Annotated in this window: 25 protein-coding genes; 10 read left to right on the top strand and 15 right to left on the bottom strand. The window is 63.9% G+C overall.

Annotation, left to right across the window (positions count from 1 at the left end):
• The first annotated feature begins 215 nt into the window (after nt 1-215).
• Nucleotides 216-617: a hypothetical protein gene (locus tag LB577_RS11955; protein ID WP_013892609.1), complete on the top strand. Its 402-nt coding sequence runs from the start codon at nt 216-218 to the stop codon at nt 615-617.
• 26 nt (nt 618-643) lie between these two features.
• Here LB577_RS11955 and LB577_RS11950 read toward each other — a convergent pair whose 3' ends face one another.
• From LB577_RS11950 to LB577_RS11940, 3 genes are all read right to left on the bottom strand, one after another.
• Nucleotides 644-1,075: a GlcG/HbpS family heme-binding protein gene (locus LB577_RS11950; protein WP_224686851.1), complete on the bottom strand. Its 432-nt coding sequence runs from the start codon at nt 1,073-1,075 to the stop codon at nt 644-646.
• Nucleotides 1,076-1,260: 185 nt separating this feature from the next.
• Nucleotides 1,261-1,494 carry a hypothetical protein gene (locus LB577_RS11945; RefSeq protein ID WP_013892611.1) on the bottom strand — a complete coding sequence of 78 codons (234 nt, stop codon included), beginning with the start codon at nt 1,492-1,494 and terminating at the stop codon, nt 1,261-1,263.
• 76 nt (nt 1,495-1,570) lie between these two features.
• A complete protein-coding gene (locus tag LB577_RS11940; RefSeq protein ID WP_224686850.1) occupies nt 1,571-2,092 on the bottom strand; it encodes a winged helix-turn-helix transcriptional regulator in 522 nt (173 codons plus the stop codon).
• A gap of 92 nt (nt 2,093-2,184) precedes the next feature.
• Here LB577_RS11940 and LB577_RS11935 point away from each other — a divergent pair, with 92 nt between their 5' ends.
• The 4 genes from LB577_RS11935 to LB577_RS11920 all read left to right on the top strand — a co-directional run bounded on the left by LB577_RS11935 (nt 2,185) and on the right by LB577_RS11920 (nt 4,688).
• On the top strand, nt 2,185-3,021 hold the full coding sequence (locus tag LB577_RS11935) for an alpha/beta fold hydrolase (RefSeq protein ID WP_224686849.1): 837 nt from the start codon (nt 2,185-2,187) through the stop codon (nt 3,019-3,021).
• A gap of 114 nt (nt 3,022-3,135) precedes the next feature.
• Nucleotides 3,136-3,792 (top strand): glutathione S-transferase family protein, encoded by a 657-nt coding sequence (locus LB577_RS11930; protein ID WP_224686848.1) that lies wholly within the window; start codon nt 3,136-3,138, stop codon nt 3,790-3,792.
• Between the two features lie 5 nt (nt 3,793-3,797).
• Entirely contained in the window at nt 3,798-4,121 is a 324-nt protein-coding gene (locus tag LB577_RS11925; protein WP_031257398.1) for an ArsR/SmtB family transcription factor, read from the top strand.
• A gap of 102 nt (nt 4,122-4,223) precedes the next feature.
• Nucleotides 4,224-4,688 (top strand): SRPBCC family protein, encoded by a 465-nt coding sequence (locus LB577_RS11920; protein WP_224686847.1) that lies wholly within the window; start codon nt 4,224-4,226, stop codon nt 4,686-4,688.
• Between the two features lie 31 nt (nt 4,689-4,719).
• Here LB577_RS11920 and LB577_RS11915 read toward each other — a convergent pair whose 3' ends face one another.
• The 3 genes from LB577_RS11915 to LB577_RS11905 form a co-directional block, all read right to left on the bottom strand.
• Entirely contained in the window at nt 4,720-4,983 is a 264-nt protein-coding gene (locus LB577_RS11915; RefSeq protein WP_023763711.1) for an ArsR/SmtB family transcription factor, read from the bottom strand.
• Nucleotides 4,984-5,014: 31 nt separating this feature from the next.
• Nucleotides 5,015-6,262, bottom strand: a complete 1,248-nt coding sequence (locus LB577_RS11910) for an MFS transporter (RefSeq protein ID WP_023763712.1) — start codon at nt 6,260-6,262, stop codon at nt 5,015-5,017.
• A 90-nt stretch (nt 6,263-6,352) separates the two neighbouring features.
• Nucleotides 6,353-6,547, bottom strand: a complete 195-nt coding sequence (locus LB577_RS11905) for a DUF1192 domain-containing protein (RefSeq protein ID WP_023763713.1) — start codon at nt 6,545-6,547, stop codon at nt 6,353-6,355.
• Between the two features lie 122 nt (nt 6,548-6,669).
• Here LB577_RS11905 and LB577_RS11900 point away from each other — a divergent pair, with 122 nt between their 5' ends.
• The 3 genes from LB577_RS11900 to LB577_RS11890 all read left to right on the top strand — a co-directional run bounded on the left by LB577_RS11900 (nt 6,670) and on the right by LB577_RS11890 (nt 9,173).
• On the top strand, nt 6,670-7,680 hold the full coding sequence (locus LB577_RS11900) for an NAD(P)H-quinone oxidoreductase (RefSeq protein WP_224686846.1): 1,011 nt from the start codon (nt 6,670-6,672) through the stop codon (nt 7,678-7,680).
• Between the two features lie 220 nt (nt 7,681-7,900).
• Nucleotides 7,901-8,041, top strand: coding sequence for a DUF1127 domain-containing protein (locus LB577_RS11895; protein ID WP_013892619.1), 141 nt, complete (start codon nt 7,901-7,903; stop codon nt 8,039-8,041).
• Between the two features lie 436 nt (nt 8,042-8,477).
• The gene (locus LB577_RS11890) at nt 8,478-9,173 is read left to right on the top strand and encodes a DUF1013 domain-containing protein (RefSeq protein ID WP_023763715.1); all 696 of its coding nucleotides are present in this window, start codon (nt 8,478-8,480) and stop codon (nt 9,171-9,173) included.
• 49 nt (nt 9,174-9,222) lie between these two features.
• Here LB577_RS11890 and LB577_RS11885 read toward each other — a convergent pair whose 3' ends face one another.
• From LB577_RS11885 to LB577_RS11870, 4 genes are all read right to left on the bottom strand, one after another.
• Nucleotides 9,223-9,942, bottom strand: a complete 720-nt coding sequence (locus LB577_RS11885; RefSeq protein ID WP_013529238.1) for a helix-turn-helix transcriptional regulator — start codon at nt 9,940-9,942, stop codon at nt 9,223-9,225.
• A 168-nt stretch (nt 9,943-10,110) separates the two neighbouring features.
• Nucleotides 10,111-10,518: a hypothetical protein gene (locus LB577_RS11880; protein WP_224686845.1), complete on the bottom strand. Its 408-nt coding sequence runs from the start codon at nt 10,516-10,518 to the stop codon at nt 10,111-10,113.
• Nucleotides 10,519-10,584: 66 nt separating this feature from the next.
• A complete protein-coding gene (locus LB577_RS11875) occupies nt 10,585-11,175 on the bottom strand; it encodes a DJ-1/PfpI family protein (protein ID WP_224686844.1) in 591 nt (196 codons plus the stop codon).
• Nucleotides 11,176-11,279: 104 nt separating this feature from the next.
• A complete protein-coding gene (locus LB577_RS11870) occupies nt 11,280-11,447 on the bottom strand; it encodes a hypothetical protein (protein WP_013892624.1) in 168 nt (55 codons plus the stop codon).
• Between the two features lie 298 nt (nt 11,448-11,745).
• On the opposite strand from LB577_RS11870, the gene LB577_RS11865 reads away from it, so the two are divergent.
• Both LB577_RS11865 and LB577_RS11860 read left to right on the top strand, forming a co-directional pair.
• Entirely contained in the window at nt 11,746-12,693 is a 948-nt protein-coding gene (locus tag LB577_RS11865) for a ring-cleaving dioxygenase (RefSeq protein ID WP_224686843.1), read from the top strand.
• Between the two features lie 116 nt (nt 12,694-12,809).
• A complete protein-coding gene (locus tag LB577_RS11860) occupies nt 12,810-12,971 on the top strand; it encodes a hypothetical protein (RefSeq protein WP_224686842.1) in 162 nt (53 codons plus the stop codon).
• A 32-nt stretch (nt 12,972-13,003) separates the two neighbouring features.
• On the opposite strand, the gene LB577_RS11855 is transcribed toward LB577_RS11860, so the two are convergent.
• From LB577_RS11855 to LB577_RS11835, 5 genes are all read right to left on the bottom strand, one after another.
• A complete protein-coding gene (locus LB577_RS11855; RefSeq protein ID WP_224686841.1) occupies nt 13,004-13,717 on the bottom strand; it encodes an SGNH/GDSL hydrolase family protein in 714 nt (237 codons plus the stop codon).
• A 59-nt stretch (nt 13,718-13,776) separates the two neighbouring features.
• Entirely contained in the window at nt 13,777-14,517 is a 741-nt protein-coding gene (locus tag LB577_RS11850) for a DUF899 domain-containing protein (RefSeq protein WP_224686840.1), read from the bottom strand.
• Between the two features lie 162 nt (nt 14,518-14,679).
• On the bottom strand, nt 14,680-15,705 hold the full coding sequence (locus LB577_RS11845; protein WP_224686839.1) for a class I fructose-bisphosphate aldolase: 1,026 nt from the start codon (nt 15,703-15,705) through the stop codon (nt 14,680-14,682).
• Nucleotides 15,706-15,854: 149 nt separating this feature from the next.
• Nucleotides 15,855-17,051, bottom strand: a complete 1,197-nt coding sequence (locus LB577_RS11840) for a phosphoglycerate kinase (RefSeq protein WP_013892630.1) — start codon at nt 17,049-17,051, stop codon at nt 15,855-15,857.
• Nucleotides 17,052-17,209: 158 nt separating this feature from the next.
• On the bottom strand, nt 17,210-19,090 hold the full coding sequence (locus tag LB577_RS11835) for a potassium/proton antiporter (protein ID WP_224686838.1): 1,881 nt from the start codon (nt 19,088-19,090) through the stop codon (nt 17,210-17,212).
• Nucleotides 19,091-19,158: the final 68 nt, after the last annotated feature.

Raw genomic sequence — 19,158 nt, 5'->3', positions numbered from 1 at the left:
TTCCGTCCGGAATTGCGTAAAAACAAAGAGATAGAGCGGTTCGCCGTTTCCGTGAAACGGTGAAATGCTCTAGAACCGAAACCCTGCCAGCCGGACAACCGGCTGACAGGGTTGTTGCATCCGGTCTTCGACCGTGTTTGCGGCTTTGCACGAAAAATCTTGACGGCGTGCCTGCGGCGCATTCTACAGAAGATGCCCCCATATGGAGACGCCAGATGTTCGGTGCCGTCCCGCTCTTGATCGTGCCTTTCATTCTCTACAATCTCGGACTGCTCGGAATTTTCGGCGGCGGTGACGATCCGTGGGCGAGCGAGGTGTTCTCGTTCCGCATGATGTCGGGCGGGGTGTTCTCGATGACGCTCGGCGACCTGATGATACTGATCGGGCTGATCTTCCTGTTCCTCGAAATGGTGAAGTCGGCGCGCACCACCAGCGCTTCGATCATGGACCATCTCCTGTCGACGCTGGTCTTCGTCGCCTTCCTGGTCGAGTTCCTGCTGGTGAAGGGCGCAGCGCACTCCATCTTCTTCACGCTGATGATCATCGCGCTGTTCGATGTGCTGGCCGGATTCGCGGTGTCGATGCGGTCGGCCAGCCGGGACATCAACCTGAATTAGCCGGAACCTGAATTAGAGCCGGCGCCTCAGCCAGGATCGGCGGTGAAGCCAGCGGCCTCGATGCCGGCGATGGCCGCCGCCTCGTCATTGTCCGAGGTATCGCCGGAAATGCCGACGGCGCCAATAATGGCACCGGCCTTGTCACGGATCAGCACGCCGCCGACCACCGGCAGCACGCGTCCGCCCGACACGTCGGAGATGCCGGCCACCAGATGCGGGCGCTCCTTGGCGAAGGCCTCGACCTTGCGCGAACCCATGCCGATGGCCAGCGCGCCATAGGCCTTGCCGGCCGACATTTGCGGGCGCAGGAACGAGGCGCCGTCCTGGCGCTGGAAGGCGACCAGATGTCCACCGGCATCGAGCACCGAGACGCCAAGCGGCTTGAGCTTGAGATCGGCGCCCTTGGCGAAGGCCGCGGCGATGATCTCATTGGCTTTTTCCAGCGACAGTGCGGTCATTGCAGTCTCCTGTTTTGAAATGAGTCAATTTTCGGCCGCCAGCCGGATGAAGCAATCCCGCTTTCGGTTGAAATTGCTTCTCGTGAAGCGGTGTGATGGACAGCGCCGTGCAGCGAGATGGTATCGCTACGCGATCGACGATGGCCCGGTTCAGACCAGGTCGAAGCTGCCGGCGGTGTCGTGCGTTACTTTTTCTTGGCGCGGGCGGGCTTCTTGGCGGGCACTGCCGGTGCGTTGGCAAGGTCTTCGGCTTCCTTGGCGAGCCGCAGCGCGCGCAGCTTGTCGGTCTTGGCCTTGCGGGCGTCGCTCTCGGCGACATATTCCGCCATCGCCTTCTGGCGGACGGTCGCTGCTTCTTCCTGCTTCTTGAAGCGCAGATCGGCGCGAGCGCGGGCCGTATCCCTGGAGTTCTCAACCAACAGCCTGTCCAATCCCGTAAAGTGCGTTTTCCGCCTCTTGTAGCAGAGGCGGCCTCTCAACGGGGAAAATAGTTGGTCACGCGGCCGGGCTGGCGGCGCGCGCCTTGCTGGCGACGACGGCCTCATAGGCCGCTTGCAGGGTCGCCCGCACGGATGGGCCGGCCGTCGGGGCGGCCGGTTCGCCGAGGTGCTCATGGCGCAACTCGTCCATGAATTTTTCCCACATCGGCGGTCCGCCCTTTTCCAGAAGCTCGGCGCGGATCGACAATTCCTCGCTGGTCGGCAGCCAGACGCGACCCCAGGCGCCGAGATGGGCAAGGATCGGCACCAGCGTGATGGCCATCTCGGTCAGGCTGTAGATCGCCTTCTGCTTGTGCGAGGGGTCGTCGGCCTTGGTCAGCATGCCCAATTCCATCAGCCGCTTCAGCCGGTCGGCGAGGATGTTGGAGGCGATGCCTTCCATCGATCCGTTGAGCAGTTCGCGAAAATGGCGCCTGCCGCCGAAAATCATGTCGCGGAGGATGATCAGGCTCCAGCGGTCGCCGAACACTTCCAGCGACAGGTTGATCGGACAGCCGGACCGGCGATCAAGGCTCATTCGATTCTCTCCACAAAACCAGTTGCATTATCGTATCAGTTTTATTATGGTGCAACCGATTGCAAAATGCAATCGGATCGGGAGGCCATACGATGACGACGATCAATCGCCCGGAGATCATATCCGAAGCTTTCGGCGATCCTGAAAATCCCCCGCTGCTGCTGATCATGGGCGCGATGGCCTCGATGCTCTGGTGGCCGGAGGCGCTTTGCCGGAAAGTCGCCGATGCCGGCCTCTACGTGATCCGCTACGACAATCGCGATACCGGCCGCTCGACCAAATATCCGCCCGGCGAGCCGCCCTACACATTCGACGACATGGCCGATGATGCGATCGGTGTCCTCGACAGCCATGGCATCGGCAAGGCGCATGTCGCCGGCATGTCGATGGGCGGGATGATTGCGCAACGCGTGGCGCTCAAGCATCCCTCCCGTGTCGCGTCGCTGATCGTGATCAGCAGCTCGCCGATGGGCATGGACACCTCGCATCTGCCGCATATGAGCGATGCTTACGCCGAGCATTCGGCCGAGGGCGCTGGTGTCGACTGGTCGGATCGCGGCCAGGTGATCGATTTCATGGTCCGGGATATCAGGGCGATCGCCAGCACGGCGCATCCCTTCGACGAGGCCGGAATGAGAGACTTTATCGAACGGGATTATGACCGTTCCGGTGGTTTCCTGAGCGCCACCAATCACTTCCTGCTCAAGGGAAGTGATGAATGGAACGGCCGCCTGCACGAGATGACGGCGCCGCTGCTGGTCATCCACGGCACGACCGATCCGATCTTCCCGGTCGAGCATGGCGAGGCACTGGCCAAGGCGGTCGCCGGCGCGAAACTCCTGCGCGTCGAAGGCGGGGGCCACGAGATGCATCCGCAAGACTGGCCGGCGATCGCCGCCGCCATTGTCGCGCATATCCGATCCAATTGAGACGTCCCGGGCGAGCCTTGACGGACAAGCTTGCCGCAATAGTTAAGTAAATGCTTCAGTGTTAAAGGCGCGAGCATCCGGCCTCCGATGAAACCAGAAACGGACGAGAAAAGAATGTCCCTGACCCTTCACTTCCATCCTCTGGCCTCCTTCTGCTGGAAGCCGCTGATCGCGCTTTACGAGAACGGCACGCCATTCACGCCAGTCATCGTCGATCTCGGCGATGCCTGCTCGCGGGGCGCCTTCCTGAAGATTTCGCCGACCGGGAAGATGCCGGCGCTGCGCGACGATGCGCGCGACCGCACGGTGCTGGAATCGACCATCGTCGTCGAATATCTGGCCGCGCACTATCCAGGGCCGGTCGAACTCGTTCCCGCCGATATCGACCAGGCGCTGGCGGTCCGCCAAGCCGATCGCTTCTATGATTTCTATGTGCAGGAGCCGATGCAGAAGATCGTCGGCGACCGGTTGCGGCCGCAGGACAAGACCGATCCGTTCGGCGTCGAGCAGGCGCGCGACCAGCTGCGCAATTCCTACGCCATCGTCGAGCAGGAGATGCAGTCGAAGGTCTGGGCGATGGGCGATGCCTTCACCATGGCCGATTGCGCGGCCTCTCCGGCGCTCTTCTATGCCAACAAGGTGGAACCGCTCGGCGACAAATACCCGGCCGTGAAAGGCTATCACGACCGCTTGCTGCAGCGCCCCGCCTTCAGCAGGGTGATCGAGGAGGCGCAGCCCTACTTCAAGCTCTTCCCCTACAATAACGGCTGACCGCGATGCTGCACGATCCCGCCCAGCTCGACCTGATGTTCCAGGCGCTCGCCGATCCGGCGCGGCGGCAGATGGTCGACCGGCTGTCGCGCGGCCCTGCCTCGGTCAGCCAGCTGGCCGAGCCGCTGGCGATGTCGCTGTCGGCCGTCGTCCAGCACCTGAACCTCCTGGAGGCAAGCGGGCTGGTGCGCACGCGCAAGGTTGGGCGGGTGCGGACCTGCCAGATCGAGCCGAAAGCCTTGAGAGCGGCCGAACACTGGATCAACGAGCGGCGTCTGTCCTGGGAGCGCCGGCTGGATCGGCTCGGCGACTTTCTCGCTGAAAGTTGAAACGAAGCAGGAGACGATCATGCCCGGCAAAACAGATCGGCCCACCGCTGCGGTGTTTTCATTCCACAGAACCATTCCAGCTGACCAACGAGGACGCATTCCATGACCGAACGATCCGTTGTGCACTCCACCTTCGTCATCGAGCGCCTCTATCCGGCGCCGCCGTCGAAAGTCTTCTTCGCGCTCAGCAACCCGGACGCCAAGCGGCGCTGGTTCACCGATCCCGACAACCCGATGCCCGGCCGTTTTGAATTGGACTTTCGCGTCGGCGGCAAGGAGGTCAATGCCGGCGGGCCGAAGGACGGGCCGATCCACGTCTACACCGCCACCTATCAGGACATCGTGCCGGACCAGCGCATCGTCTACAGCTATGACATGCTGTTCGGCGCAACCCGCATCTCGGTATCGTTGGCCACGATCGAACTTCGTCCCGAAGGCATGGGTACGCGGCTGGTGTTGACCGAGCAGGGTGCTTTCCTCGACGGTCACGACACGTCGGACACACGTGAGCACGGGACCGGGGTGTTGCTCGATTTGCTCGGCGCTTTTTTAAGCTCCGGCAACTGAAGGCCGAGAAGCCGGCAAGCACATCAAAAAATCAGGCTTCCCAAAATTGATCGAGCCAGATGTTGAGTCTCAGGAAGCCGGCGTTGCTTACTGTATAGACACGCCGCGTGCCTTCGGCCTTGGCATGGACCAGACCGGCGTCGAGCAAAACTTTCAGATGCTGTGAGACGGCCGGGCGTGAAACCGGCAGCCCGGCTGCCAACTCGTTGACGGTCTTCGGGCCGCGTCGAAGTTCTTCGAGAAGGTGGCGCCGATTGGGGTCGGCGATCGCCATGAAGGCGTCGGAAAACATCATCGCTTATTTGTGGGGCAAAGTCTTTCGAATCTCAACTGCTTGCTTCTGCTTTTCTTCTTGGGTCAAGACGCAGTGCTTCCGGCGTGACGGAGCGGTCGGCCGGCTGGGTCTTGAAGGCGTCACGGCCTTCGATCGGCACCGGGGCGCGGCGGCTGATGCGCAGCAGCGTGTAGCCGCCCAGGCAGAGATGCGCGAAGGCGGTTGCCAGGAACAGGCCCTCCGGACGCATCCAGCCCATCAGGGCCGCGGCCAGCAACGGCCCGATCATGGTGCCGAAGCCGTAGAGCAGCAGCAGCCCGCCCGATACCTTGACGAAATCCTCCGACCGGGCGTGGTCGTTGGCATGCGCGACGGCGATCGAATAGAGCGTATAGGCGAAGGCGCCGTAGGCTGCGGTGAAGACGATGACGAAGACACCGGAGCGCGGTTCGAACAGGAAGATCATGAGCGCGACGAGCGCCGCGCCGAAGGCGGCACCCGCCAGCACGAAACGGCGGTCGGTCTTGTCGGACAGGCGTCCGGCGGGAAGCTGCATGGCGGCGCCGGCAACGACCACGAGGCTCATCATCAAGGCGATTTCCGCCGTGGAGATGCCGATGCGAGCGCCATAGACGGCACCGAGCGTGCCCCAGGCACCATTGGCGATGCCGATCAATAGACAGGCGATCGCGGAGACCGGCGAGTTGGCGTAAAGCCCTTTGACGTCGAGCTTGACGTCCTGCAGCGGCTTGGGGTGCGACGCCGTCGACACCGCGGTCGGGATCAACGACAGGCAGAACAGGATGCCGGTGATCATGAACAGCGACGCCGACTTCACGTCGCCGCCGGCGACGATCATCTGTCCGCCCATGATCGAGGCATAGGTGACCATCATGTAGAGGCCGAAGACGGTGCCGCGGTTCTCGTTGGTGGCTTTCTCGTTCAGCCAGCTCTCGATGACCATGAAGGCGCCGGCCATGGTGAAGCCGGTGAAGGCGCGCAGCAGGATCCAGACATATTCGTCGATGATGAGACCGGTGAGCAGCGCCACGATGGCACCGGAGGCGGCAAAGGCACCGAAGGCGCGCACATGTCCGGCACGGCGTACGATGCGCGGCGCGAAGAAGCAGCCGGTGACGAAGCCGCCTGCCCAGGCCGTGCCCATCAGGCCGAGCGATGCGGTCGAGAAGCCCTCCACCTGGCCGCGCAGCGGCAGCAGCAGCCCGTGCAGTCCCGATGCCGCCAGCAGGAAGGCGGTGCCGCGAAGCAGGGAAAGGATCGGTCTGTAGGATGCGAGCATTTTTTGATCCGGCTGGACTCTGGAACGGGTGACAGGGTCTGAAGACAGTCGCATTCGGGCTTTTCGGCGGCGGCCCGTGCCGCTGACGGATTATCCGCGGCGGAACAGTGCCTCGGCCGCCGACTTGGTGCTGTCCTTGGTTTTGAGCTCCGCCTCCAGCCTGGCGATCTCGTCGCGCAGGATGCCGATCCGTTCTGACAGTTCACCGACGGACAGCAGCGCCAGATCCTGCCCGATTTCGTGCGGGCGCGCCTTCTTCTTGGGTTCGTCGTCGAAGATCGCCATCGTCGCTCCTCCTCCGCCACACCAGATTGGCCATTTGCCTGATTTGGCAATGAGCATACATAGGGCGGGGGTGTCGATGCAAACAGCCGGTAGGAATGCGGCGAGGAAAGACGGGAAACTTCATGGCGAGCGGACAGAAAATTCCGGCAAGGATGACGGCGATCGCGATTTCGGAGCCGGGCGGCCCACGGGTGCTGAAACCGGAAATGCGCGACGTGCCGCAGCCCGGTCCCGGCGAGATCCTGATCAAGGTGCATGCCGCCGGCGTCAACCGGCCCGACGTGCAGCAGCGCAAGGGCGCCTATCCGCCACCGCCCGGCGCATCGGACCTGCCGGGCCTTGAGGCGTCGGGTGAAGTCGCCGCCCTTGGCGACGAGATATCGCGCTGGCGCATCGGCGACCGGGTCTGCGCGCTGACGCCGGGCGGCGGCTACGCGGAATATGTCAAGGTCCATGCCGGCAGTGTGCTGCCGCTGCCGGCCGGCTTCACGCACACCGAAGCGGCGGCGGTGCCGGAAAACTATTTCACCGTCTGGCACAATGTGTTCGAACGCGGCGGCCTGAAGAAGGGCGAGACGCTGCTGGTGCATGGTGGCTCATCCGGCATCGGCACCACGGCGATCCAGCTTGCCTCGGCCTTCGGCGCCTATGTCGTCACCACCGCCGGCAGCAAGGAGAAGTGCGACGCCTGCCTGAAGCTCGGTGCCGACCGGGCGATCAATTATCGCGAGCAGGATTTCGTCACGGCGGTCAAGGAGGCGACGGATGGCAAGGGCGCCAATGTCATCCTCGACATGGTCGGCGGCGATTATGTTCAGCGAAACTACGAGGCCGCGGCCGTCGAAGGCCGCATCGTCCAGATCGCCGCGCAGGCTGGCGCCGTCGCCAGCGCCGATTTTTCGAAAATCATGGTCAAGCGGCTGACCCATACGGGCTCGACGCTGAGGCCGCGTACCGTCGAATTCAAGGCGGCGATCGCGGCGGCGCTCGAAGCGCAGGTGTGGCCCCTGCTTGGCACACGCAAGGTTGCTCCCGTCATGGACATGATCTTCCCCCTTGGCGAAGCCTGGCGCGCGCACGAGCGGATGGAAGAGGGCGAGCATATCGGCAAGATCGTGCTCGACGTCGGCTAGCAGGCTGTTGAATAGGCGTATCGACATTCGGTGATGCCTGCCTGGCTGGTATCTCTGTGGCCTGAGTCAACGCGGCACGCGCCTGCCTACAAGATGAACAGAACCTTAATGGTGCAATGCAGCATTTGCATCATTGCTATGCAAAATCAGTCATTCAAGTCGCCCTCCATGATGACTATTTGAGCATCATCGAAACGAACACCCCATTTGGAGGACTACCATGAACCCGATCCGCGCTTTCCGTAACTGGCGTATGTACAACGAGACCGTGCGTGAACTGAACCGCCTCAACGCACGTCAGCTCAGCGACCTCGGCATCAACCGTGGCGACATCGAACGGATCGCCCGTCAGGCGATCTGACTTCAAGCGTGACCCGGCCACGGGGCCGGGTACACGCCTGGAAGTAGAGCCGTCGAGACGTTACCCGTCTCCGGTTCCGAACCCGCTGGACACTGTCCGGCGGGTTTTGTCTTTTTGGGCCAAGAAAAAGCGGCCGGTCAACTGTCCCGTGATATCGGCGGCGGCGGGCTTGACCTCAGTTTTCGGCATGGCACTTTGGCAGGCGGTTGCCGCATGACCGCGTGGTGGCGCCAACCCGCCAGCAGACCCGGCCGGTGGCGCTGCTCAAGGGCGCCGAGCCGTTCCGTTAGCCTCCGGTTCGCGGTTTCCGGCGAGTGCATCCAAAAACGTTGCGAAACGGGCAGGGAACGGTTATACAGGCCGCGAATTTCCCATTTTGGTGGCTCTAAACCACCGCCCGCGCGGGAACGCGGGCGAACGAGAAGGATTTTTAAAAATGGCCAATACGCTGCTGATGCCCAAGGCGACCGCCGTCTGGCTGGTCGACAACACCGCGCTCTCCTTCGAGCAGATCGCGCAGTTCTGTGGGCTGCATCCGCTCGAGGTCAAGGCGATCGCCGATGGCGAATCGGCGCAAGGCATCAAGGGCATGGACCCGATCATGACCGGCCAGCTGACCCGCGACGAGATCGCGCGCGCCGAGAAGGATGCCAACCATCGGCTGAAGCTCTCGGACCCCAAGGTTCGCGTGCCCGAATCCAAGCGCAAAGGGCCGCGCTATACGCCGCTGTCGAAGCGCCAGGACCGGCCGAACGCCATTCTGTGGCTGGTGCGCAACCACCCCGAACTCAAGGACGCGCAGATTTCGCGCCTCGTCGGCACCACCAAGTCGACGATCGAGCAGATCCGCGAACGCAAGCACTGGAATTCGGCCAACCTGCAGCCGATGGACCCGGTGACGCTGGGCCTTGCCTCGCAGATCGACCTCGACATGGAAGTCAACCGCGCTTCGCGTGGCCGCGAACAGGCACAGCCGGTCGGCGACACGCTGCTGCCGGCGGCCCTGACCGAGCGGCTGGTGCCGGCCCCGGAGAAGCCCAAGGACGAGGACGCCGAACTCGATGCCAACGCCGTGTTCGCCAAGCTCTCGGCACTGAAATCGAAGGACGAGGATTCCGACGACGAGAAATGAGCGCCCGCAACATGACGACAAAAAAGCCCGCTTCGAGCGGGCTTTTTTGTCAGCTTCGCGCCGCGCGGTCCGGCGCCATGCCGTAGTCCTCGCTGCGTTCCACCGCGCGGTAGAAGTCGGCGAGCTGCTTGCCGCGCTCCGGCTTGAAGATGCGGCCGGCGATGACCACCGAGGCGATGCGGTCGATGCGGAAGGCGCGGAAGTCGTCGCGCATCTCGCACCAGGCGACCAGCGTCCATACCTTGCCCCAGAACCACAGGCCGAGCGGCCGGATGTCGCGCGCGGTGCCGCGCCCTGCCTCGTCCGAGTAGTCGATGGTCAGCACCTGGCGCTTTTCCACCGCGCGCTCGATCAGGTCGATCGCCTCGCGGGCGGCGTCGCTGACCACCCACATCGGCGTGTGGATCTCGGTGCGGGCAATGCGGTCCTTCTCGGCATCGGGAAGCACGGCGCCGATCTTGACCAGCGCCTCGTCGGCGGCACGCGCCATGGCGGCGCCGCCGAAGGCGCGCACCATGCGCGCGCCGGCAACCAGCGCCACGATCTCGTCACGCGTGAACATCAGTGGCGGAAGGTCGAAACCCTCCCTCATCATGTAGCCAACGCCAGCCTCGCCGTCGATCGGCACCCCGGTCGACTGCAGGTCGGCTATGTCGCGATAGATCGTTCGCTCGGAAACCTCGAGCCACGTGCCGAGCTTCTGGGCGGTGACCAGACGGCCACCACGCAGATGCTGCACGATCTGAAAGAGCCTGTCGGCGCGGCGCATCGTTTGCTTCCCCAGTGTTTTTCCTGGAGCAGTTCACCGTTTTATGGAAACGGCGACCTGCTCCAACTCTTTGTCTTGATGCAATTCCGGACGGAAAACCGTTCCACACCGGAATTGCTCTATGCATGCAGTGGCTCCCGGACAGGATCCACTTCCAAATGACATGCATTAAGGTTTCAGCCCTTCGCGCTTGCGCTGCGCGGCAACGAACTCCGCGCCAAAGGACAGTTTTTTCGTTGTCGGCGTCTTCGCATCGAGCACGCGCCAGAATGGGACGATGTCGCTCAGCGTCATGCCGCGTTCGAGATCCTCCCTGGCGGCTTCGGCAACGGTGCGCAGATGATAGCCTATGGTGACCGGGCATGTCACTTCGGCGCCATGTTCGACGGCAAGCGCGGTGCGCAACGCGCGCACGTCCATCTCGACGCCTTGGGGAATGGAACGGATGAAATCGTCGACCTGCCGCGCCGTCGGCACCAGCATCGGCTGGCCTTCGACGACGTCTCCCATCGTGCGCGGCGTTGGTTTCACGCCGTTGACGCCCGGCGTGTTCAGCCTGTCGTTCCAGCTTTTCATCGATCGTCCTCTCGGCCGGCCATGCGCATTATCCCACCATCGCACGCAGCTCCTGACAGCATACTGTCAGGAGGCTTCAGCATACTCCCTGGCGAACAGCCCCCGCATCTGCGCGAGATCGCCGCCCTTTTCGGGGTAGAGCGTCTGCAAAAAGGCAAGGGCGAAGGTGCCGGGCGCCGAACCCGGCGCGGAAACGATCCTGCCGTCGGCCACGGCATGCAGGACGTCCTGGTAGTTGATGTCGCCGGCATAACCGGCTTCGTGGCGGTTGATCCAGTCGCGGCCATTGCTGGTATGCCTGGCCTTCGCGAACAGGCCGGCCCGGGCCAGCGCAAGCGTCCCGGCGCAGATGCCGCCAACGACGCCGTCGCGGGACGCGACGGCCGTAAGCAGTCCTGCGACATCCGGCTGTGCCTTGCCCGCCCATTGATCGGAACCGATTACGGCGACGGCATCGAGATCTGCATTCTCATCGACACTCGCGGAGCGGTCGGGCGTTAGCCGAAAACCGCTGATTCCGGTTACCGGCTTGCCTTCAGGCGTCAGCGAGACGGCGCGGGCGCCGAACCATTCCACCGCCGAGGCCGCCAGCAAGCCATATTCCCAGTCGGCGAAGCCTTCGATGAACAGAAAGCCGATTGTCTTCCGATCAGGCATAAGCCCGCTCCATCCCTTTAGCGCCGGACTTTGTTTTCATGCATGTCGCGATATATCTGGGCGTTGACGCGCCCATGTCCAACGCGCTGTCTCTAAATCTTGTCTCAATTGCCGCGATGGCGACGATCGGCATACATGTCCGGCCAGCCGATATCCTTGCGGATGTCCGCCGGCAGCGAATTCATGAAGCGCTGGGTGCGGATTTCGTTGCGCATGGTCCGCACCTTGCCGACATAGTGCTGCACGCCGCGAAGAATGGTAAACCCGTTCATGACTATTCTCCTCTCTCTGACTGGAGACAGTATCGCATACCCCTCCTGACAGCAGTCTGTCAGGAGGATGGCAGGCGCACGACAATAGCGCGGACGGGCGCGGGTCGCCGGGGTGTGGTTCTTGGGACCACGGCTTCCGACCAGCTTACCGACAGCGGAGTGTTCACTGATTAGGGGAAAGTCAATCTGCCGTTGTTCAATCAGCGGCGACGGACTGTCGGAGCGCGTGGCCTTTAGCGTCATGGCTGCCGTTCCGATATGGAAGGAGAAAATTCCCCCCAAGACAGGGAGACACCCGATGAGCCTGCAACTGACAGGAATCCACCATCTCACCGCCATCACGGCCAACGCGCCCGGCAATCTTCACTTCTACACGAAGGTGCTCGGCTTGCGGCTGGTCAAGAAGACGGTGAACCAGGACGACACCTCGGCCTACCACCTCTTTTATGCTGACGGCGAGGCTACGCCGGGCACCGACCTCACCTTCTTCGACTGGCCGGTCGGGAGCGAGCGGCGCGGGACGCACAGCATCGTGCGGACCGGCCTCAGGGTCGGCAGCCGGGAAAGCCTTGCCTGGTGGAAACAGCGCCTGACCGACGAGACGATCGCGACAGGAGAAATCGCCGAGATTGGCGGCTATGCCAGCCTGGATTTCGAAGACCCCGAGGGCCAGCGCCTGCGGCTGGTCAGCGATGGGGGCAAGGGCGATAGCCATCCCTGGGCGCAAAGTCCGGTGCCGGCCGAGCACCAGATCCGCGGGCTCGGACCGATCGTCATCAGTGTCCCCGACGTCACCAACACCGAGGCGGTGGTGACGGGGGTCATGAACATGCGCAAGGCGCGGGAGTATGGGTCGCCGGAAGGCCAGGTTCACGTCTTTGAAATGGGCGAGGGTGGGCCGGCGGCGGAGCTGCATGTCCTGGTGCAGCCAGGTGTCGCGCCGGCAAGGCAAGGCGCCGGTGCGGTCCATCACGTTGCGTTCAGGGCGCCGGACCAGGAGACGCTACATCAGTGGACGGCGCGCCTGGCCGAATTCCGCCTGCCGTCGAGCGGCGAGGTCGAGCGCTATTACTTCCGCTCGCTCTATTTCCGCGAGCCGAACGGCATCCTGTTCGAGATCGCCACCGACGGGCCGGGCTTCACCGCTGACGAGCCGCTGGAGACGCTGGGCGAAAGCCTGGCCCTGCCGCCATTCCTCGAAGCAAGGCGCGCTTCGATCGAGGCTGGGCTGAAGCCGCTGAAATAGGCCGCTGCGCGCTCAAGGCGGGCGCCGCGTCCCGGTTCGGGATCGCGGCGCCGGTTCTTCCCCGGAGACCGGACGATCCGCTTTGACAGCCAGCCACGTTGCTGGTCAAAGGCGGCATGACGAAATTCCTCGCCCTTGTCATTATCGGCTTCATGGTCATCCAGCTGATCAAGCCGCTCGGCTGGCCCGGGCTCAAGCGACGGGCTGATTTCTGGAAGCTGGCGCTGCTCGCCATGGCCGCGATCTCGCTGGCCGCCGTGTTCGGGCATTTGACATAGGGCGGCCAAGACAGAGCCTACCCGGTCGGCGTTCAGCCGGCGATCACTGGGCCGACAAGATGCTCGGCCCACACCCGGTAGCCGGCCTCCGAGGCATGGAAGCCATCCGAGGCGAACCCTGCCTCGGGATCGGTGATCGGCAGGCGAGGTGCGGGCACCGCGCCGCGCTCTAGGCACAGGCGCTCGCCCATTCGGTTCATCGCGGTGGCGCGGACTTCCAGGATCTTGCCGAGCAGCGGCGGCATCGCCGGCGCGCGGGTGAACTCCAGCACCGGCGACCACACCACGCGCGCCTCCGGCCATTTGGCGCGTAGCCCATAGAGCAGGCCGCCGAACTCCTTCTTGAAGCGCGGCACCGAGTGGAAATTCTTGGTGTCGTTGGTGCCGATGGCCAGCAGGATGTGCGTCCACGGATCGGCCGACAGATTGGGCAGGACATGATCGCGGATCTGGCCCGATGTCGCCGAATTGAAGCCGGCGGCGCGCCAGCGGACAGTGCGGCCGGTGCGCCGCGAAATCAGCACGGCGAGCTGCGCGGCTAGTCCGTTTTCGGAGTTGCCGATGCCGACCGAGGCGGCGGAGGAGTCGCCCAGCACCAGCAGCGAGATCGCAGGTGCTTCGCCTGATAGTTCATGCATGACCGGCCCCTGCGCCGGCAGCATGCGGGTGGTGCGACGGCGCACGCCCAAGCCCTGCCAGACATAGACGGGGTAGGCGAGCCAGGTGAGAAGGGCCGGGAAGCGCATGGCGATACCGTGAAATGATCAGGCAGGCTTATCGCATGTTCGGGCCGAGGTGAACGCCTTCAGTCGCAGCAGTTGGACTTGCCGGCCTGGTTGTCCTGATATTCATCATGCAGCCGCACCCAGTCCATCAGGCCGTGATAGGGACCGTTCTCGTTACGGCCCTTCGGCGTCATGTCGAGATAGTCATAGGTGCCGATCTGCGCCTCGCCGCCGCGGGCGCGCGACGTGAAAGTGAGGAAGATGTCGCCGTTCTCGTCCTTGTAGAAAACACTGGTGCCGGGAAGTTCCTTCGAGGTGCGGGGACGGGTCTCGAAATTGTAGGTGGTTTCACCGGCGGCGATCTGCCTGTCGGTGAAAGAGACCTGCATGTCGAAGTTGAAATCCGACGCATAGGACGACACCCAGTCGAACTTCCAGCCCATGCGCTGCTTGTAGGGCAGAAGCTCAGCCAGCGGCGCGCGCGAGATCACGACCAGCGACACGTCGTGGTGCTTGAGGTGCTGATTGGCGCCGTCGATATGGTCGGCAAGGAAGGAGCAGCCCTCGCAATGATGCGAGCAGCCCGGACCGAACATGAAGTGGTAGACGATCAGCTGGCTGTTGGCGCCAAACAGGTCGGCCAGTTTCTTCGGTCCTTGCCCGGTCTCGAAGACATAGTCCTTCCTGATCTTCAGCCACGGCAGCTCGCGCCGCTCGGCCGCGACGCGCTCGCGCAGCCGCGTCAGTTCCTTCTCGCGTGCCAGATGCGCCTTGTGCGCCTGGAACCAGTCTTCGCGTGAAACAACCTTGTTGCGATGCATGTATCTCTCCCTGTCTGCATCCCAAGGACGTTCGGGACGAGCGAAAACCGACATCGCCGCAGAGGAGATAAGGGTGGAGACGCGCCGTCCCAAGCCCGGCATGCCACAAACAAAAACCCGGGCGCGGCGGCCCGGGTTTGAAGGAAGACGAAAAAGATGTGGTCAGGCGGCCTGTTCCAGGCTCGCTTTCCATTTGCCCAGCGCCGCAAGGTGGTTCATGTGGGCGCGGTGGGTGAAGGCGGCCTGGCCGGCGGCGACGTTCGAAGCCTTGCCGCTCCAGGCCTTCTGCGGGGCGGCCTGCAGCGCGCGGCCGTAGGAGAAGGTCAGCTTCCACGGGTGCGGACCGATGGCGTTGATCGCGCTGAGGTTTGCGGTCGCCTCCTCGTCCTCCTGGCCTCCGGAAAGGAAGGCGATGCCCGGCACCGCCGCGGGCACCGTCTGGCGGAACAGTTTTATGGTCTTCTCGGCGACTTCCTCAGGGCTGTCCACCGTGCCTGACTTCTTGCCCGACAGGACCATGTTGGGCTTCAGGATGGTGCCTTCGAGCACGACGCGGGCTGCATGCAGTTCGTCATAGAGCTTGATCAGTGTCGCCTTCGATATCTCGTAGCAAGTGTCGATGTCGTGGGCGCCGTCCATCAGCACTTCCGGCTCGACGATCGGCACGATGCCGGCTTCCTGGCAAAGCGCTGCGTAGCGGGCGAGGGCGTGGGTGTTCGCAGCGATCGAGCTGGCCGAGGGCACGCCCTTGCCGGTATCGATGTCGATCACCGCGCGCCATTTGGCGAAGCGGGCGCCGAGCTGGTAATAGTCGGCAAGCCGCTCGCGCAGGCCATCGAGGCCTTCGGTGACGGTGTCGCCGGGAAAGCCGGCCAGCGGCTTGGCGCCGGCATCGACCTTGATGCCGGGAATGGCGCCTGAAGCCTTGATGATGTCGACCAGCGGCGTGCCGTCGGCGGCCTTCTGGCGGATGGTCTCATCGTAGAGGATGACGCCGGAAATATACTTCGTCATCGCGTCCTTGGCGCGGAACATCATCTCGCGATAGTCGCGGCGGCTATCGGCGGTCGATTCGACGCCGATGACGTCGAAGCGCTTCTTGATCGTGCCCGAGCTTTCATCGGCGGCCAGCAGGCCCTTGCCGCCCGCCACCATCGCGGCGGCAATGTCTTCGAGACGTTCGCTCATACTTGCTTCCTCCTGAAGGGGTTCTTCCGCGCATAACGGAAGTCTACCGCCAAAGGAATGGCATCGGAAAGCTCGAATCGATTGAAAGTCCCGGGCCGCCTCTCCGGCTCTCGCCGAGTTGATCGGATTGCCCGTTTTTCCTGGAATGCCTACCGCTTCAGCACATCGACGCCGGGCAGCGGCTTGCCTTCCATCCATTCCAGGAACGCGCCGCCGGCGGTCGAGACATAGGTGAAGTCGTCGGCGACACCGGCGTGGTTGAGCGCTGCCACCGTATCGCCGCCCCCGGCAACGGAGACCAGCTTGCCGGCCTTGGTGCGCGCCGCGGCATGCTTGGCCGCGGCCACCGTGGCGTGATCGAAGGGTGCGATCTCGAAAGCGCCGAGCGGGCCGTTCCAGACCAGCGTCGCGGCGCGGTCGATCCATTCGCCGACGGCCGTCACGGTCTTTGCGCCGACATCGAGGATCATGCCGTCGGCCGGCACCTCCGAGATGGCGACGGTTTCGCAGGCAGCGCCCGCCTTGAATTCCTTGGCGACGACGCCGTCGACCGGCAGGATGATGGCGCAGCCGGCCTCGGCTGCCTCGATCATGATCTGCTTGGCGGTCGCGGCCAAATCGTGCTCGCACAACGACTTGCCGACATTGGTGCCGCGCGCGGCGAGGAAGGTGTTGGCCATGCCGCCACCGATGACCAGCGCGTCGACCTTCTTCACCAGGTTCATCAACAGGTCGATCTTGGTCGAGACCTTGGCGCCGCCGACGATGGCGACGACCGGACGGACCGGGTTGCCCAGGCCCTTCTCCAATGCTTCGAGTTCGGCCTGCATGGTGCGGCCGGCGAAGGCTGGCAAGAGGTGTGCCAGCCCTTCCGTCGAGGAGTGGGCGCGATGCGCGGCCGAAAAGGCGTCGTTGACGAAGATGTCGCCATTGGCGGCGAGCCGTTCGGTGAAGGCCGGATCGTTCTTCTCCTCGGCCTTGTAGAAGCGGGTGTTTTCGAGCAGCAGCACGTCGCCCTTGTTCATTGCAGCGACCGCGCTTCCCGCCGTGTCGCCGACGCAGTCCGAGGCAAAGCCGACGGGACGGCCGAGCACCTGCGCCGTCGCTTTCGCGATCGGCTCCAGCGAGAATTCGGGAGAGGGGCCATCCTTGGGGCGGCCGAAATGGGCGAGCAGGATGACCTTGGCGCCCTTGCCGGACAGCTCGGCGATGGTCGGCGCGATGCGCTCGATGCGGGTGGCGTCGGTGACCTTGCCGTCGGCGACGGGAACGTTGAGGTCGACGCGCACCAGCACGCGCTTGCCGCTGATGTTGCCGATGTCGTCCAGTGTCCTGAAGGCAGCCATGCCGATCCCTTTCCTCGAAAAATCGCCGGGACCATACCCCGCATCGGCTACGATGCAAGGCTTGGGCTGGGTTCGGGACGAAATTTTGAGGCGGGCGGGCACACAGTCCGTGAAGACAGCGCCGACGTGGATGAGGGAGGCGCAAACGAGCGCCGCAGTCAGCTTCCCGTCGCTGCCTTTTCGACCGGCGGCTCAGGGGCGTCATCCGTCTTTGCCGCCACCTGCGTTACCACCGGTCTGCGCCAATCGCGGATGAAGGCAGCGAGGCGGTCGACGATCTCGCCGGCACTGAGGAAGACCGGCACCCGCGCCACCGGCGCGGTGGGCTCGAAGGAGAGACCCAGCCCGGTGATCCTGCCCTTGTCATCGACATCCCTGACGATCAGCTCGATCGGACCGATCAGCACACGGTCGGCATATTCGGCATGGCCGCCGAGCCGCGCGGTGACCAGCGCTCCGACGGTCTGCTTCTGCTCAGCTTCGGTCAGGCCCGGCGCGTAGGCGGCTTCCAGTTCGGCGGCCGAGCGTGCCGGGTCGACGGCGAAGGCGCCGAAGAAATCGGCGTCCTCGGGATCGACGACGGCGCGGCTGGCGAACAGCTTGTCGAGCAGGCGTGGATAGCGGTCGGGCACGAAGATGTAGACCTGGTCGCCGGCGGCGAGCCGGCCCATGTCCTGGAAGCGCATCGAGCGGCCGTCGCGCAGCACCAGCGAGGGCCGCGCCCAGCGCGGAATGCGCTCGCCGCGTGCCACCGGGCTGCCTTGTGCCACGCGATAGGCAAGCAGCTCGTGGTGGGCGGACCCCGGCAATTCCAGCTCGACCTTGTCCAGCGGGCCGAGGCGCGCGGGCACGATGAGGCCAAGGCGACGCGCCAGCGGGCCGACCGTCCAGCCCTGGATAACCAGCGACACAAGCACGATGATGAAGGCGGCGTTGAAGATGGTGCGGCCATTCTCCAGTCCGCCGAGCAGCGGGGTGATGGCCAGCAGGATCGAAACCGCGCCGCGCAGGCCGACCCAGGAAACAAAGGCGACCTCAGGGCGAGGCAAGCGGAACGGGATCAGGCAGAGCCAGACCGCGATCGGCCTGGCGATGAACATCAGGAACAGGCCAAGCGCTATCGCCGGCAGCATGATCGCCGGGAATTGCGAGGGCGTCGCGAACAGGCCGAGGATCAGGAACATGATGATCTGTGCCAGCCACGACATACCATCCTGGAAGCGCTTGAGGATGGTGACGGCGCGGATGTCGGAATTGCCGGCGATGAGCCCGGCAAGATAGACCGCCAGAAAGCCCGAGCCGCCAATGGCGCCTGCGGCGGCGAAAACCATCAGCGATAGCGTCAGCACGAAGATCGGCAGCAGGCCATGATCGAGGTTGAGCCGGTCGACGAGACGCACGATGCCGAGACCGCCGAGTATGCCGACAACGGCGCCGAGGCCCATGTTGACGAGGAAGCCCAGCACCAGGTTGGCGATCAGGACGTTGGTTTCGGGATTGGCGTGGGCGGCGATGATCTCGACCAGCGTGATGGTGAGGAAGATGGCGATCGGATCATTGGTGCCGGATTCCACCTCAAGCGTGGAGCGCACGCGCTCGCGCAAATTGATCTCGCCGGCGCGCAGCAGGAAGAACACCGCAGCCGCGTCGGTGGACGCGACGGCAGCCCCGAGCAGGAAGGATTCCAGCCAGCTGAGGTCGAGCAGATAGTAGGCGGCGGCCCCGAACAGGCCAGTGGTGAGCAGCACGCCGAAGGTCGCCAGCGACAGCGCCGGCCCCGCCGCCTGCCGCAAGGCATTGAGCGGCGTGCCGAAACCGGAATCGAACAGGATGACGGCAAGCGCCAGTGAGCCGGCAAAATAGGCGACGCGGGCATTGTCGAATTCGATGCCGAGGCCGTCGGTTCCGGTGGCGAGCCCGATGCAGAGAAACAGAAGCAGGAGGGGGGCGCCGAAGCGGAAGGCGATCAGGCTCGAAAACGCGGCGGCGACGACAAGCGCTGTGCCGACCAGCGTGACGAGATAGATCGCATGCTCCATCCGTGATTTGCCCCTCGAATTCCTGACGCATGACCCCGAAATCGGGATCGATTTCGGAAAGGATCATG

Origin of the sequence: Mesorhizobium sp. B283B1A (assembly GCF_020165735.1) — a bacterium.
Taxonomy (GTDB): domain Bacteria; phylum Pseudomonadota; class Alphaproteobacteria; order Rhizobiales; family Rhizobiaceae; genus Mesorhizobium; species Mesorhizobium opportunistum.
Note: the sequence above shows the minus strand (reverse complement) of the source record. Positions and strands in the feature narration are given on the sequence as shown.

What these genes read in the sequence shown, in the direction of transcription:
- LB577_RS11955 (WP_013892609.1), top strand. Translation starts at nt 216, where the DNA reads ATGTTCGGTGCCGTCCCGCTCTTGATCGTGCCTTTCATTCTCTACAAT.
- LB577_RS11890 (WP_023763715.1), top strand. Translation starts at nt 8,478, where the DNA reads ATGGCCAATACGCTGCTGATGCCCAAGGCGACCGCCGTCTGGCTGGTC.
- LB577_RS11850 (WP_224686840.1), bottom strand. Translation starts at nt 14,517, where the DNA reads ATGCATCGCAACAAGGTTGTTTCACGCGAAGACTGGTTCCAGGCGCAC.
- LB577_RS11875 (WP_224686844.1), bottom strand. Translation starts at nt 11,175, where the DNA reads ATGCCTGATCGGAAGACAATCGGCTTTCTGTTCATCGAAGGCTTCGCC.
- LB577_RS11920 (WP_224686847.1), top strand. Translation starts at nt 4,224, where the DNA reads ATGACCGAACGATCCGTTGTGCACTCCACCTTCGTCATCGAGCGCCTC.
- LB577_RS11940 (WP_224686850.1), bottom strand. Translation starts at nt 2,092, where the DNA reads ATGAGCCTTGATCGCCGGTCCGGCTGTCCGATCAACCTGTCGCTGGAA.
- LB577_RS11880 (WP_224686845.1), bottom strand. Translation starts at nt 10,518, where the DNA reads ATGAAAAGCTGGAACGACAGGCTGAACACGCCGGGCGTCAACGGCGTG.
- LB577_RS11895 (WP_013892619.1), top strand. Translation starts at nt 7,901, where the DNA reads ATGAACCCGATCCGCGCTTTCCGTAACTGGCGTATGTACAACGAGACC.
- LB577_RS11840 (WP_013892630.1), bottom strand. Translation starts at nt 17,051, where the DNA reads ATGGCTGCCTTCAGGACACTGGACGACATCGGCAACATCAGCGGCAAG.
- LB577_RS11915 (WP_023763711.1), bottom strand. Translation starts at nt 4,983, where the DNA reads ATGATGTTTTCCGACGCCTTCATGGCGATCGCCGACCCCAATCGGCGC.
- LB577_RS11860 (WP_224686842.1), top strand. Translation starts at nt 12,810, where the DNA reads ATGACGAAATTCCTCGCCCTTGTCATTATCGGCTTCATGGTCATCCAG.
- LB577_RS11930 (WP_224686848.1), top strand. Translation starts at nt 3,136, where the DNA reads ATGTCCCTGACCCTTCACTTCCATCCTCTGGCCTCCTTCTGCTGGAAG.
- LB577_RS11870 (WP_013892624.1), bottom strand. Translation starts at nt 11,447, where the DNA reads ATGAACGGGTTTACCATTCTTCGCGGCGTGCAGCACTATGTCGGCAAG.
- LB577_RS11900 (WP_224686846.1), top strand. Translation starts at nt 6,670, where the DNA reads ATGGCGAGCGGACAGAAAATTCCGGCAAGGATGACGGCGATCGCGATT.
- LB577_RS11925 (WP_031257398.1), top strand. Translation starts at nt 3,798, where the DNA reads ATGCTGCACGATCCCGCCCAGCTCGACCTGATGTTCCAGGCGCTCGCC.
- LB577_RS11855 (WP_224686841.1), bottom strand. Translation starts at nt 13,717, where the DNA reads ATGCGCTTCCCGGCCCTTCTCACCTGGCTCGCCTACCCCGTCTATGTC.
- LB577_RS11865 (WP_224686843.1), top strand. Translation starts at nt 11,746, where the DNA reads ATGAGCCTGCAACTGACAGGAATCCACCATCTCACCGCCATCACGGCC.
- LB577_RS11905 (WP_023763713.1), bottom strand. Translation starts at nt 6,547, where the DNA reads ATGGCGATCTTCGACGACGAACCCAAGAAGAAGGCGCGCCCGCACGAA.
- LB577_RS11845 (WP_224686839.1), bottom strand. Translation starts at nt 15,705, where the DNA reads ATGAGCGAACGTCTCGAAGACATTGCCGCCGCGATGGTGGCGGGCGGC.
- LB577_RS11950 (WP_224686851.1), bottom strand. Translation starts at nt 1,075, where the DNA reads ATGACCGCACTGTCGCTGGAAAAAGCCAATGAGATCATCGCCGCGGCC.
- LB577_RS11835 (WP_224686838.1), bottom strand. Translation starts at nt 19,090, where the DNA reads ATGGAGCATGCGATCTATCTCGTCACGCTGGTCGGCACAGCGCTTGTC.
- LB577_RS11910 (WP_023763712.1), bottom strand. Translation starts at nt 6,262, where the DNA reads ATGCTCGCATCCTACAGACCGATCCTTTCCCTGCTTCGCGGCACCGCC.
- LB577_RS11885 (WP_013529238.1), bottom strand. Translation starts at nt 9,942, where the DNA reads ATGCGCCGCGCCGACAGGCTCTTTCAGATCGTGCAGCATCTGCGTGGT.
- LB577_RS11935 (WP_224686849.1), top strand. Translation starts at nt 2,185, where the DNA reads ATGACGACGATCAATCGCCCGGAGATCATATCCGAAGCTTTCGGCGAT.